Annotated in this window: 14 protein-coding genes; 13 read left to right on the top strand and 1 reads right to left on the bottom strand. The window is 44.4% G+C overall.

From position 1 onward, the window contains the following. Positions 1-143: 143 nt before the first annotated feature. The 9 genes from R7E29_RS04740 (at position 144) to R7E29_RS04700 (ending at position 9407) form a co-directional block, all read left to right on the top strand. Complete coding sequence (locus R7E29_RS04740) at positions 144-320, top strand: hypothetical protein (protein WP_020480909.1); 177 nt, start codon at positions 144-146, stop codon at positions 318-320. Positions 321-591: 271 nt separating this feature from the next. Further along, positions 592-1188 (top strand): GTP cyclohydrolase II, encoded by a 597-nt coding sequence (locus R7E29_RS04735; RefSeq protein WP_025767283.1) that lies wholly within the window; start codon positions 592-594, stop codon positions 1186-1188. A 174-nt stretch (positions 1189-1362) separates the two neighbouring features. Further along, positions 1363-2625 carry an imelysin family protein gene (locus R7E29_RS04730; RefSeq protein WP_047103250.1) on the top strand — a complete coding sequence of 421 codons (1263 nt, stop codon included), beginning with the start codon at positions 1363-1365 and terminating at the stop codon, positions 2623-2625. A 92-nt stretch (positions 2626-2717) separates the two neighbouring features. Continuing rightward, positions 2718-4100, top strand: a complete 1383-nt coding sequence (locus R7E29_RS04725) for a di-heme oxidoredictase family protein (RefSeq protein WP_065274667.1) — start codon at positions 2718-2720, stop codon at positions 4098-4100. 10 nt (positions 4101-4110) lie between these two features. Then, positions 4111-5148: an imelysin family protein gene (locus tag R7E29_RS04720; protein WP_005376849.1), complete on the top strand. Its 1038-nt coding sequence runs from the start codon at positions 4111-4113 to the stop codon at positions 5146-5148. After that, positions 5129-6211 (top strand): DUF1513 domain-containing protein, encoded by a 1083-nt coding sequence (locus R7E29_RS04715; RefSeq protein ID WP_005376850.1) that lies wholly within the window; start codon positions 5129-5131, stop codon positions 6209-6211. The genes R7E29_RS04720 and R7E29_RS04715 overlap by 20 nt, the downstream gene beginning before the upstream one ends. 153 nt (positions 6212-6364) lie before the next feature. Beyond that, positions 6365-7906, top strand: a complete 1542-nt coding sequence (locus R7E29_RS04710; protein WP_213906756.1) for a murein L,D-transpeptidase — start codon at positions 6365-6367, stop codon at positions 7904-7906. 166 nt (positions 7907-8072) lie between these two features. Further along, a complete protein-coding gene (locus tag R7E29_RS04705; protein ID WP_031778936.1) occupies positions 8073-8621 on the top strand; it encodes a DUF882 domain-containing protein in 549 nt (182 codons plus the stop codon). Positions 8622-8750: 129 nt separating this feature from the next. Then, entirely contained in the window at positions 8751-9407 is a 657-nt protein-coding gene (locus tag R7E29_RS04700; protein WP_005376855.1) for an MBL fold metallo-hydrolase, read from the top strand. Positions 9408-9425: 18 nt separating this feature from the next. Here R7E29_RS04700 and R7E29_RS04695 read toward each other — a convergent pair whose 3' ends face one another. Beyond that, the gene (locus tag R7E29_RS04695) at positions 9426-10091 is read right to left on the bottom strand and encodes a DUF2982 domain-containing protein (protein WP_005376857.1); all 666 of its coding nucleotides are present in this window, start codon (positions 10089-10091) and stop codon (positions 9426-9428) included. A 273-nt stretch (positions 10092-10364) separates the two neighbouring features. Between R7E29_RS04695 and R7E29_RS04690 the strand changes: the two genes are divergently transcribed. The 4 genes from R7E29_RS04690 (at position 10365) to R7E29_RS04675 (ending at position 14229) form a co-directional block, all read left to right on the top strand. Further along, on the top strand, positions 10365-10769 hold the full coding sequence (locus tag R7E29_RS04690) for a hypothetical protein (protein ID WP_005376863.1): 405 nt from the start codon (positions 10365-10367) through the stop codon (positions 10767-10769). A 414-nt stretch (positions 10770-11183) separates the two neighbouring features. Next, positions 11184-12275, top strand: coding sequence for a TRAP transporter substrate-binding protein (locus tag R7E29_RS04685; protein WP_054577022.1), 1092 nt, complete (start codon positions 11184-11186; stop codon positions 12273-12275). 115 nt (positions 12276-12390) lie between these two features. Further along, positions 12391-12930, top strand: coding sequence for a TRAP transporter small permease subunit (locus R7E29_RS04680; protein ID WP_005376869.1), 540 nt, complete (start codon positions 12391-12393; stop codon positions 12928-12930). Between the two features lie 12 nt (positions 12931-12942). Then, positions 12943-14229: a TRAP transporter large permease subunit gene (locus R7E29_RS04675; protein ID WP_005376871.1), complete on the top strand. Its 1287-nt coding sequence runs from the start codon at positions 12943-12945 to the stop codon at positions 14227-14229. Positions 14230-14267: the final 38 nt, after the last annotated feature.

The raw sequence follows: 14267 nt of genomic DNA, 5'->3' as shown, positions 1-14267 counted from the left end.
GACCGTTATTCCACTATTAAAAATAAATTGTGCACTTAACAAGCAGAATGTTATCATTTTTCCGAATTTATGAAGTTTCCAGTATAAAGAAAATAAAAATTTTGAGCTGGATAAGTAATAAAAGAACGAAATAGGTGCACGCAGTGGATTCAGTTATATTACAACTTAAAAAAGACTTCTATTCGCAGATTCGTGCATTGCAATCACCGAACCTGCCTCAAGTTACTTCAACGCTCGCCGTGTTGACCGACGAGGAAATCCAAGAACTCGAAGCAGTTTGGATTGAACTCGCCGTTTGGAAGCGCAGTCAGACCCATTAAAAGATAGACCAAACGACCTTCTTGAAACCCCAGACAAAATTTGTCTGGGGTTTTTTATTGTAGTTTTTTTAAATTGTTATAATATAACAATTGTTCAGTTGGAGAGTGTTTCTCTTTTGCTGTCTTGAGTGGATAACTGCCCTCAATTGTGATCTCTATATTGCAAAATGCGGTATCAGTCCCCATAGTTGAAGAGCAACGAGTAAATCCCATGAATGCAATAACGAAAACGCACCAAGCGCATCAAGCAATAAATCGAGTGAGTATAGATATGGCGGAAGTACGTGCCAGAGTAGATTTTAAAGTCGGGGCAAAAAGTAACATTGATGCCGAAATTCTGTCTTTCCATGGTCTGAAGACAGACAAAGAGCATGTTGCTATTATCTTTAAACAAGCGGACCAAACTCAGGACATGCCTTTAGTTCGTATGCACTCTGAGTGTTTGACAGGCGATGTGTTCCACTCTTCACGCTGTGACTGTGGTGAGCAACTAGAAGAGACGATCAATCGCATGGGCGAGTCCGGTGGTATCATCTTGTATCTCCGTCAGGAAGGTCGTGGTATTGGTTTGTACAATAAGATCGATGCATACCGCTTACAAAGCCAGGGCATGAACACGTACGAAGCTAACAACCATTTGGGCTTTGATGATGACCTGCGTGATTTCACAGAAGCAGCACAAATGCTAGAAGCTTTAGGCGTGAATAAGATCCGCCTTGTGACGAACAACCCTAAGAAAATCCGTGAGTTATCTGAGTACGGAATTGAAATTGGCGAGGTTGTCAATACCTCTGCACATATCAAAGATGGCAACGAAAATTATCTGAAGGCAAAAGTCTCTCACGGAAAACATGACCTAAAGGTTTAATCCTAAAGATAAAACTGACAATAAAGTCTGTGAAAAACCTCATTTTTATGAGGTTTTTTTGTATCTGGAGTTGCAAATAAATTGTAAATTTGTATTATCTCGAGACTAAAGTGCAAATAAGAATAATTAGCACTACCAATACGATAATTGAAAAGCTCAACAAGGATGCTTCAGATGAATGCAAAAAAAGTTTTAGTCCAATCTATTGCTGCATCACTCCTCATTGCCAGTGGTTCTACCGTTGCTGCCACTGTAACTAAACAACAAGTAGTCGAACATTACGCGGACGTTGCCCATGCTGTGTTTGCTGATTCAGTAACAACAGCGAAGGCGCTTGACGTAAAAATCGACGAATTTCTAAAATCACCATCAGCGAAAAAGCTTGAAGAAGTAAAACAAGCTTGGCTAGATTCTCGCGTGCCTTACCAACAGTCTGAAGTTTTCCGTTTTGGTAACGCGATTGTTGACGATTGGGAAGGTCAGCTGAACGCATGGCCACTTGATGAAGGTCTGATTGATTACGTAGCAGCTGATTACCAATACGAATTGGGTAACGAGGGCGCGGCTGCCAACATCATCGCAAACACAAGTCTGCAGATTGGCGCTTCTAAACTGGACGTTTCAAAAATTACGCCAGAATTACTAGCAGATTTAAACGAAGTAGGCGGTTCTGAGGCAAACGTTGCATCAGGTTACCACGCGATTGAATTCTTGCTTTGGGGTCAAGACCTAAACGGCACTAACGCGGGTGCAGGTCAACGTGCTTACACTGATTTCGTTGTCGGTTCTGAGTGTACGAATGGTCATTGTGACCGTCGTGGTGAGTACCTAAAAGCAGCCGCTGATCTACTGGTTCAAGACCTTGAGTGGATGGAAAAGCAGTGGTCTGCTGAAGTGAAAGGTAACTACCGTGAAGAGCTACTAAACGAATCTGCTGATAATGGTCTTCGTAAGATGCTATTCGGCATGGGTTCTCTTTCTCTAGGTGAGCTAGCGGGTGAGCGCATGAAGGTGGCACTAGAAGCGAACTCAACTGAAGACGAGCACGATTGTTTCTCAGACAACACGCATAATTCTCACTACTACAATGAGCAAGGCATCTACAACGTTTACACAGGTACATACAAAGGTGTAAACGGCAAAGAGTTATCTGGTCCAAGTATTGCTGATCTTGTTGCTCAAAAAGATAAGAAAGCGGCGAGCGAAATTCAAAAACAGTTTGATACAACACTTAGCCAAGTTGGTGAGCTAGTGACTTCTGCAGAGAAGAACAACCAGCACTTTGACCAACTTATTGCAGCGGGTAACGCACAGGGCAACGCGCTAGTAAACGACACCATCATGTCGTTGGTAGCACAAACCGGTGCGATTGAGCGCGCGGCAAGCATTGTCGGCATCGATAGCCTAAGCCCTGATACTGCTGACCACGAGTTTTAATAAGAAAACCATAATAAATAAGGGCTCTTTGTGAGCCCTTTTGCCGTTTGAGCTCGTTGTTATCACCCTTGTTGTCTATGTAGAGCAATGATATGAAACCATACCTAATTTCTGCGCTAGCAGCGATCCTTTCTTCTTCTGCCATGGCTTACGATGTTAAGTCCGGTGGCAAAACCAGTGTTAAAAAAGACGGCGCGAATGCCTATTCTCTTCCTGCTGCTAACTTGCCAATGAGCAAACGCCTCGACTTTAGCGTAGGTAACAGCTTTTTCCGTAACCCTTGGGTACAAGCGCCAGCGTCAACGGACGCTCGTGATGGCTTAGGCCCGCTTTTTAACACCAATGGTTGTCAGAATTGTCACATCAAAGACGGTCGTGGTCATCCGCCAGAGAAAGATGATTTACATGCCGTGTCTATGTTAGTGCGCTTAAGCATTCCTGCGATGACGCCAGAACAAAAGAAAGCTTACATCAAAGATGGCGGCATACCTGAGCCGACTTATGGTGGCCAGCTTCAAGATTTCGCTCTGCAAGATCAAACGCCAGAAGGCAAAATCGAAATCACTTACACCGATGTCCCAGTGAAATTTAAAGACGGTACGACGGTGACGCTAAGAAAACCTCATTTGAACATTACCGATCTGGGTTACGGCGATATGCACCCAGATACCGAGTTCTCAGCACGCGTGGCACCACCAATGATCGGCCTTGGTTTGTTGGAGAGTATTCCCGACGAAACGCTACTTGCTTGGGCTGATGAACAAGATGCCGACAAAGACGGTATCTCAGGCAAAGTCAATAAGGTGTGGGATATTGAAAAGGACGACTTCTCGATTGGTCGTTTTGGCTGGAAAGCAGGACAACCGACGCTAATGCAGCAAAATGCAGCAGCATTTAATGGTGATGTGGGTCTTACGAGCCATTTATTCCCAAATGAAAACTGTACCTCGAAACAAAGCATTTGTGACGACATGCCAAATGGCGGCAAACCTGAAGTGAGTGAAAATATTCTCGACTTCGTAGAGTTTTACAGCCAACACTTAGCCGTACCTATTCGCCGTAACATCAATGAGCCTAGCGTGAAACTTGGTCAGCAAATCTTTGCTGCGTCTGGTTGTGAAAGCTGCCATAAAACCAGTGTTAAAACGGCGAAGCGACCAGAGTTACCAGCGCTTTCTGAGCAGCTTATCCATCCATACACCGACATGCTTCTGCACGACATGGGTGAAGGCTTAGCCGATAACCGTCCGGAATACTTAGCAAACGGCCGTGAATGGCGAACGGCACCGTTGTGGGGTATTGGTTATACCGAAGAAGTAAACGGACACACGTACTTTCTACATGATGGCCGCGCTCGTAACCTGATGGAAGCGGTGTTGTGGCACGGCGGCGAAGCTGAAACGGCGAAACAAAATGTTTTAGCTCTGAACAAAAAAGAACGTGATGCTCTCATTGCGTTTCTGAACTCTCTATAAGGAAGCAACCATGAAAAAAACACTGTTAGTGAGTGCGATTGCCGCAACGTTAAGTTTGGTTGGTTGCCAATCGACCATCGGTTCGAGCTCAGCCAAGCCTGAGAGTACAAGTCATATTTCTCAAAGCGTGTACGAGGTTGAGTTTCAATCAGCTCAGACGTTTTTAGCGCAAACCACAGAACTTGAACAGCGCTTCGCGGATTACTGCGCATCAGAGTCGAAAGATGATGCACAAGTAAAACAGCAATGGCATCAAACGATGCTTGCGTGGATGGCATTACAAGGTCAAGAACGTGGCCCTGCTACGGCGTTGGAGCAAAGCTGGAATGTTCAGTTTTGGCCAGATAAAAAGAACACCACTGGTCGTAAAATGTCTGTACTGACGAAATCTGATCAAGCTTGGAGTGCAGAAGGTATCTCCACCCAAAGTGTCACCGTGCAAGGTTTAGGTGCATTGGAATGGCTGCTTTACGATAAAGCGTCGACCTTATCTAGCAATAGCAATACCTGTGTGACAGGCGTAGCGATTGCAGAAAACCTCGATAACAAAGCGCAGATCATCGCGGATTCTTGGGCAGAGAACCCTTGGAAAGCGCTAGAGATGACGGAATGGGAATCTGAGTACATTTCACTGCTCTCGAATCAGCTTGAGTACAGCATGAAGAAGTTGAGCCGACCGCTAGCGAAGATTGGTAAGCCTCGCCCGTATTTTTCAGAATCGTGGCGTTCAGAGACCTCACTTTCAAACTTAAAAGCCAACCTTCAAGGGATGGAAGCGTTGTACTTTGCGAACGGAAATGGTCTAGATGCGCTACTAAGAGAGCAAGGCCATGCAGATCTCGCAGACCGTGTTGTTCATCAGTTTGAAATGGCGTTAGAAACTTGGCCAGAAGATAAGAGCTTGTTTGCTGCACTACAAACAAAAGAAGGCTATCGCATGGTGCTTGCTCAATACAATAAGCTAGAGCAATTGAAGTACCTGATTCACGAAGAAGTGGCAATCGAGCTTGGCGTAGTTATAGGATTTAATGCAACCGATGGTGACTGATCAAACCCGCCGAACTTTGCTGAAAGCCGCTCTATTCGGGGCGGCTACACCTATGATGCCATTTGGTTGTTCTTCAACAAGCTCACGTGAGCCTGCGTTGATCGGCTGCTCTATCATTGGCCGAGATAAATATGCAGCGGTGGTGGCGGATGAGCATGGTATGCCGCTATCTTCATTGCCGATTCCTGAGCGTGGTCACGGTGTGGCAACCAACCAACAAGGCCACGCCGTAGTTTTTGGTCGTCGACCTGGTACTTTCTTCATGGTGTTTGATTATCGCTCAGAGCAGATGATCAAACTGCAACTAGCAACGCCAAATCGCCATTTTTACGGACATGGTGTTTACTCCCATGACGGCACGTTGCTATTTGCCACAGAAGGGGAGAGGGGGACAAGCCGCGGGATCATTGGTGTTTATGATGTACAGAAGCAATATCAAAAGATCGATGAGTTAACAGGCTTTGGCCTTGGCCCTCATGAAGTGATCATGATGCCTGATGGCGCATTGGCGATTGGCGTTGGTGGCGTACACACTAATGGCCGTGAACCTCTCAATCTTGATAGCATGAGACCGAGTCTGAGTTACCTTTCACAAGAAGGGGAGCTATTGGATCAAGTGTCTTTACCGGATCATAAGTTGAGTATTCGCCATTTAGCTCATGATGGTGCGGAAACCGTGCTTTGTGGGCAACAATATCGTGGTGAGCCGGACGAGTATCCAGCCTTGATCGCCATGCACACGCGTGGTGGTGAGATGCAGGATCTACAAGCTGATCCTGAAGAGTGGGCGCGTTTCAATCACTACGTTGCGAGTATTGCAGCAACCGATGAATGGATCTTAGCCACTTCGCCTCCGGGCAGTTGTTATGGTATATGGTCTAAATCTACGGGCAAATTGGTCGAGCTAAGTGCGTTACCAGATGCCTCTGGTGTTGTGGTCTATGGCGATGAGTTCCGAGTCAGTTCTGGGGCGGGAAAAGTGGTAGAGCAAAGACCTGAGGAGTCAAAAAGTACCTTCGCAAGCGGAGTGCAATGGGACAACCATTGGTCGAGAATTATCTAGAAAGATCATTGAGTAATTACTTATAGAGAGTTTTGTTGTCGTTTTCGGCATCAGATTCTTAATTTTAAACCTGCAAGCTGTGAGATATTTGCCATACTTTTTATTATGGCAAGTAGCGCAAGGATCATTTCAGTGTTTGCTAGGGTTTTAATCATGACGGCACTTCTAGTGCCGTTTTGCAGCTTTTCCACCGTCGTTTCTCTCGAAGCTTCAGCGCAAGTCGAGCAAGAGGGAGCGGTACAAAAGCTGTCTGTAGAAAAAATGATCCATTATCCAGAGGTGATTGATCAACTGTATCAAAGCACCAATTACCGTTTGAACTGGGAAAATGAAAGTGATATTGAGCAGTTTCTTTTTCAAGTAAACCTGGTTGCACTTGCGGATGTCACCGATGAATTCGAAAATCAACTTCACCGGATAAACCAAGTAAGGTGGCAGGGAGATAATCTCGACTTCGATTTAGTGATGACAGATTCACTCTTGATGTACCTTAGTTATCTTGAGCAACTCCCCGAAGAAGGGATTAATTGGCTATTTACAGACAAAGCCCATGTTACGTTACCCGCTCCTAGCATCGATACTTTATCGGTTCTGAGTAATGAGATTACGGTTGGCAAACTTGGTCAGTTTTTGGCAAGTCTCCGGTCTCCATTACAAACAGATAATGCTTTCTACTCCGCCTATTCTTCGCTATCGGAACATTCTCAGTACCAATATCCTGCCTATCAACAAACTGGGCTAGCACGTGTTGGCGATATATTAGAAAACAGACCCCTATTGATTGAGCGAATGGAGATCGTAGGCGTAGATGTTTCTTACTTGGATTTAGTCACTGAAGAATATGACGAACAATTAGAGCTTGCGATAAAAGAGTTCCAGCGTATTCATGGTTTGAAAGAAGATGGCGTTATCGGCCCGAATACCATTCGATGGATCAACTTTTCTCCTCAAGAGCGATTGCATCTGCTGGCGTTGAATTCTGAGCGTTCAAGAATTTGGTCGAAAGAAAGGGATAATGTTGTCTTTGTTAACGTGCCTGGATACGAAGTCACGTATTGGCATGATGGTCAACCCTTGTTTGAGTCTAAAGTTGTGGTAGGGAGAGCATCAAGAAAAACGCCCATCATGTCGGTAGCACTGGATTCAGTTATTCTCAACCCAACTTGGAACGTGCCTTGGACTATCATGGTTAAAGACATTATTCCTAAAGTAAAACGTAATCCGATGTATTTGATTAACCATAACATTCAGATTATTCGGTCTTGGACTTCGAACGAAATTATTGACCCTACAACCATCAATTGGGCAACGGTGAATCCGAGAACATTTCCTTATCGTATGCGACAGGCGTCGGGCTTACAAAATGCACTGGGATTGTACAAGTTCAATATGCCTAACCCACAAGCTATTTATTTGCATGACACGCCAAGTAAGAACTTGTTTGAACAGGACAGACGCGCATTCAGCTCAGGATGTGTTCGTGTAGAACATGCAGACCAGTTAGCAGAACTTCTGTTCAAAACTCAGGGGTTGGAAGAACGTTTAGCGAAAAAGCGAGAAAGTTCTCGTCGGTCTAACACGTCAGTTCCTTTGGGAGAGCGCATTCAAGTACACATCATTTATCAAACAGCATGGTTGGAAGAGGGAACGCTTTACTACCGTGATGATATCTATAAGTACGATCACCGCAGTTGAAATCTTTAAGGAAAATTTACAAAACGAAGAATTCTCTTTTCGTTCAATAATTAAGCAATAATTGCTGCATCTGAAAATCAAGATGGAGCGTTTTATGCATTTGACGTGACAAATGTGTTTGGTTAATGTCCACGACTTGTCTAGTTGTTGAGCACTGTATTTTGAAATGGTAAGTCGTAACTTTTCCCGCCGAGATTTCCTTAAAATGACCGCTGGTGGTGTGGTGTTGGCGTCTGCCCTGCCATCATTTTCTTGGGCTTCACTCCCTGACGAGCCACGTGCGCTGGCGATGAACAACCTTAATACTGGAGAGATCCTCGAAACATGCTATTTCGATGGAAAACGATACATTAATGATGAACTGCAAAGGCTGAATGAGTTTTGTCGAGACCATCGACGAAATGAGGTTCATCCCATGGATAGACGCTTGTTCGATCAAATAAGTCAAATTCAAAAGTTAATTGGTACAGAAGCAGAGGTGATCGTCATTTCAGGTTACCGTTCTCCTGCCACTAACGCCTCGCTGCGCAACGGATCTTCTCGTGTAGCGAAAAAGAGCATGCACATGGAAGGGAAGGCCATTGATTTTCGTTTAGACGGCGTGAAGCTTTCAACGGTTCGTGATGCTGCATTAAGCCTAAAAGCCGGTGGCGTGGGTTATTATCCAGGTAGTAACTTTGTTCATATCGATACGGGAGCTGTTCGTTCCTGGTAGTGCTAGTTGAGACAAGGTTTCTAGTCTCAGAACGTCGTCGATTACCCACAGTTCAAAGCTTGAAGTCGCTAGGCCTTAGTGTCATAGTTGCGGCAGTTTTCACGCAAATTTATTCGGTATAGGTTATCTATGGCTCTGAAATACCAAGTTGTTCCAGTAACATCTTTCTCTCAAAACTGTTCTATTGTCTGGTGTGACGAAACCATGAAAGGTATTGTGGTTGACCCAGGCGGCGATGAAAAGCAGCTCGCTATGCTTATCAAAGAGCTGGGTGTTGACGTGGTAAACCTAGTGCTAACACACGGTCACTTGGACCACGTAGGTGGCACGGAGCCGCTGTCTGCACTGCTTGGCGGTACAGAGATTGTTGGCCCTCACAAGGCAGACAACTTCTGGTTGCAAGGTTTGGAAGGTCAGAGCCAAATGTTTGGTTTCCCACTGACAGAAGCGTTTGAACCGCACCAATGGCTAAATGAGGGTGACACTGTCACTTTTGGTAATCAAGTGCTGAACGTATTCCACACACCTGGTCATACACCTGGTCACGTTGTGCTTTACAGTGAAGAAGCGCGTTTAGCGTTTGTGGGTGACGTTTTGTTTAACGGTAGCATTGGTCGAACTGACTTCCCACAAGGCGATTTCAATACGTTGATTAGCTCTATCAAAGAGAAATTGTGGCCTTTAGGCAATGATGTCACGTTTGTCCCTGGTCACGGCCCTCAATCGACTTTCGGTCATGAGCGTAAAACTAACCCGTTCGTTGCTGACGAGATGCCGCTTTACTAAAAGTGCGTGTACTAAGCATTATTCTGGCTCGGCGGCAGCTAAGTATCGCCGAGTCAGTCCCACAAAATCCTCAGCCTCACGATCTAGATCACTTGCTGATATAAATAGATCGTAGCCATAAAAGCCTCTCTGATACTTCATCCGGTTGGCGAGCATCGCTAACAAACCTTTGTACTCAATCCCATCTCTGTTTATATACGGTTTAGGGTCAAGCACCATATCCTCAAACTTATCTTCACACTGATTTTGTTTCGCGCCTAAGTAAAGCAGTGCTCGCTGGCTGAGGAGAATTTCTGTCGCTATACGAGGGCAGATTGAATTTAAGTAGGGTGAGTAGTGTTTTAGACGAATACCGATCCAAGGTAGCGGTTGGTGCCACCCTTCCTGTTGGTAGCTACAAATACCGATTGACTCAATATTTCGCCATCGGACGACCCAACCTCCTTTAAAAAGGTGTTGCTGAAAGTGAGAAGCTGTCAGCGTAAAAGTGACTTGGCTTTTCTTAATCATCAAGATGGCGAAACCAACGATTGCAGACATCAAAATGACCGACAACATGGCTTGCTTCCATCCCGGAGAAATGGCAACCAAAAACAAAGTGATGAGTGCAACGAGCAACAAAAGTATTCTGTTGATAGGGGAGTCGGGTTTGAAATGTGAATTTGTTAGGTGCAGCGTTTCCATGCTTATAACCTCATCGAATACTTGTCCAAAAATAAGTGGGTAGCTTTATGTGCATTGATTTGCATTTAAAATAAAACAAACCTCTGTTTTTATACCCAGTATTCAATAAATCCGTTCATAAAATATCTGATTAAATAGTAGACGTTCTATGCTTTGAGCGCATTTTTCATCGCGTTTCGCCGCTAAAACCTACAAATTGCTTGTGAATTTTGGTATAAAACGCGCTTCAAATTTTCATCCCTGCTGAGATGCAGTGAACTGGAGAAATATTCAATGAGACTTGCTCATAAGCGTAAAGTGCAGATGAAACTGCAAAAACGCATTAAAGCGACAGTAGCAAACTTAGCTGCAGCACCTAAAGCAGTGAAGCCTGTTGCGGAAAAAGCAGTAGCACCTTCTGTTGCTGAAAAAGCTGTTGCGGAGAAAGTAGTAGCTGATAAAAAAGTAGCTGCAGTGAAAACAGTTGATGTTGCCCTTACTCCTAAGCAACAACAAGTATTAGACATCGTTATGGCGAATGCTGAAGGTATTAACCCTAAAGGCATCGGTCTAGCTGCAGGTCAAGAAGATACTAAAGCGGCATCATGGGCTACTGGCGCACTAAAGAAGCTTCTTGAAGAAAACCTAGTTCAAAAAGAGCAGTTAGCAGGTAACAAAGTTATCTACAAAGCAGTTTAATTACCGCTACCGTTCTGGATTGAATACCTCGGCCGATGCCGAGGTATTTTTTTATCTTGGCATTGGAAATAATGTATTAAGTACTGACTTTAACACTGCCAATAAGTGGTTTGTCACATTTTCTTAAATACTATGTAAATTTTTTGGCAGAAAAATACGTACGTATTGTTTTTTATTTTTATTCATAGATAAAAATATAATTTATTGATTTTGCTATTAACAGTCTTTTGTCATGACGATTATCCTACGTACTTATACGTAATACCTTAGGCTAATGCCTTATTGATGAATTACTCGCTTCCGTGTTCATGCCCATTTCGCATTAGACAACATTGTTACATCTTTTATACCGAATACAGCCAATCCTAATGAAATGGATGACAACAATAACCTTGGTGATAAAGGACGTGAACGATGAGTCTAATCCAAAAATCTTTAAAACGAGTGCTCAAAACAACCGCTGTCGCTGCCGCGATGGCACTCGCAGCGACTTCTGTAAACGCTGCTGAAAAAGTCTATCGTTTAAAGCTTGCTGAAACTTGGGGGCCTAATTTCCCAATTTTTGGTGATACCACAAAAAACATGGCCAAAATGGCGGAAGAGATGTCCAACGGACGTTTGCAAATCCGCATTGATTCCGCAAACAAGCATAAAGCGCCTTTTGGGGTGTTTGATATGGTTAAGTCGGGTCAGTATGACATGGGCCACTCAGCGTCTTATTACTGGAAGGGTAAGGTTCCAAACACACTTTACTTCACTTCTATGCCCTTCGGTATGTTGCCAACTGAGCAGTATGCATGGTTTTACTACGGCGGTGGTATGGAGCTGATGGAAAAAGTGTACTCTCCACATAACTTGATGTCTTTCCCTGGCGGTAATACCGATACTCAGATGGGCGGGTGGTTCCAAAAAGAGATCAAGTCCGTCAAGGACTTACAGGGTTTGAAAATGCGTATCCCAGGGTTTGCTGGTGAGATTTTGGCTGAGTTAGGTGCCAAGCCAACGAATATCGCCCCTGGTGAGCTATATACTTCTCTAGAGCGTCGCACAATTGATGCCTTGGAATGGGTTGGTCCATCGCTGGATCTACGTATGGGCTTCCACAAAATCGCGCCTTACTACTACACAGGTTGGCATGAGCCAGCGACTGAGCTTCAGTTCCTCGTTAACAAGCGCACCTGGAACCGTCTACCTGATGATCTAAAAGCGATTTTGCAAGTAGCCATGAAAACGGCCGCTTACGATATGTACACGCAATCGAAACACGAAAGCGGCAAAAACTGGGCATCTATTAAGTCTGAATACCCAAATGTTGAAGTAAAAGATTTCCCACCTGAAGTCGTAGCTGCGTTGCGAGAAGCAAACGATCGTTTGTTGAAAGAACATGCAGAAAAAGATGCTTTGGCGAAAGAGATTCAAGAGTCACAAGCGAACTATATGAATCAAGTTCGACCATGGTCAGATATTTCGCACCGAGCGTACTTAAACAGTCAAGCTCAACAATAACTTTATGAAGCAGGCGATGCCAAGAGGTTTAGCCTGCTATCGAAGCCCAAGAAAACTTCATAATGAATGCTCCGCACTATAGCGGAGCGCATCTAAACGTTCCACGGAGTTCGGAATGAGAAGTCTTATTTATATTGAGCGATTATTTAACCGCTTTAGCGATTTTCTCGGATGGTTATCCAGCATCCTGTTTATTTTGTTGTTAGCAAACGTTGTGTACGACGTTGTCATGCGTTACGTGTTTAATGATGTGTCTATCGCATTCCAAGAAATGGAATGGCATCTATTCTCTGCCGTGTTCTTGCTTGGTGTGCCTTACGCAATTAAGTCCGGTGGCCATGTTCGCGTCGACATTTTTTATGAACGCTTATCTTACAAAGCACAATCCATCATCGACATCATAGGCACACTATTTTTCTTATTCCCTTTTTGCCTACTGGTAGCTTGGTTTGGTATTGATTTCGCCAAGGAAAGTTACGCGTTAGGCGAGACGTCTGGTGACCCAGGTGGCTTACCATATCGTTGGATTATCAAAGCGATGATTCCGCTGTCATTTTTCTTTATGGCGGTGAGTGGTATTGGATTGTTACTTCATTCAATCAACAAAATTGTCAACCCTCATCTCATCTATGCCGGTAATAACGGTAAGTCGTAAAAGGAAGTCATTATGATCGGTATAGTGATGTTTTTTGTTGCGCTCTTTGCGCTTCTATTGGGATTTCCCGTTGCCTTTACTTTTGGTGGTATCGCGCTGATTTTTGGTGTTTGGGCTGAAGGCATCGAGATGTTTGCTTTTATGCCATATCGAATTCAGTCCATTATGGAAAATACGGTGCTAATGGCCGTACCGCTGTTCGTTTTTATGGGGCTAGTGCTACAGAAAACGAAGCTTGCTGAACAGCTACTAGAATCAATGGGGCGTTTGTTCGGTGGCGTTCGCGGTGGTATCGCTATTTCTACCGTGTTAGTTGGCGCATTGCTTGCGGCTTCAACGGGTGTGGTAGGCGCATCAGTTGTTGCGATGGGCTTAATATCTCTTCCTGTGATGCTCAAGTACAATTACGACAAAGGTTTAGCGTGTGGGACTATTTGTGCGTCTGGCACGTTGGGCCAAATTATCCCACCTTCTATCGTGTTGATCTTGTTGGGTGATGTACTTGGCGTACCGGTAGGGGACCTATTTCAAGCTGCGATCTGGCCCGGTATTACACTTGTTGGCGCCTATGTGATCTATATTCTCATCTACGCGAAGTTGAACCCTCAAGCCGCACAGGCGATAGAGCGCGATGAGTCGATCAGTCGTAAACAAGAAGTGCTCACCGCACTGAAAGCTGTATTGCCACCTTTAGCATTGATCATCGTGGTATTGGGCTCCATCTTTGCAGGGATTGCAACACCAACAGAGTCAGCGGCACTGGGCGGTGCAGGTGCGATAATTTTATCACTATTGTATAAACAGTTTAGTTGGTCGATGATTTATGATGCATCAAAAGAGACAGTTAAAGTAACCGCAATGGTCTTTGCGATCTTACTTGGTGCGACCGCCTTTTCAATGGCATTTACCTACACTGGTGGTGATTATTTAGTTGAAGAGTGGATGTTAGAACTGCCGGGTGAAAAGTGGGGATTCCTTATTATTACCATGGTGGTGATTCTGATTTTAGGTTTCTTTATCGACTTCGTTGAAATCTGTTTTATCATCGTGCCAATTATTGCGCCAGTCGCTGAATTGATGGGCATTAATATGACGTGGTTTGCGATTCTTATTGCGATGAACTTGCAGACGTCGTTCCTCACACCGCCATTTGGCTTTAGTTTGTTCTATCTAAAAGGTGTCGCTCCAGCAGGGGTTACTACGCGAGATATCTACAAAGGTGTGATGCCATTCATCGCGATTCAGATTGTTGTGTTGGCGTCTTTGCTGTTTTTCCCAGGTTTTTACGGTATGAGTTAATCACTCGATAATAAAGAGATTTTGTGAACTGAGAGTTT

Origin of the sequence: Vibrio sp. Vb1729 (assembly GCF_033338655.1) — a bacterium.
GTDB lineage: Bacteria > Pseudomonadota > Gammaproteobacteria > Enterobacterales > Vibrionaceae > Vibrio > Vibrio alginolyticus.
This window is presented reverse-complemented; position numbering and strand designations above follow the sequence as displayed.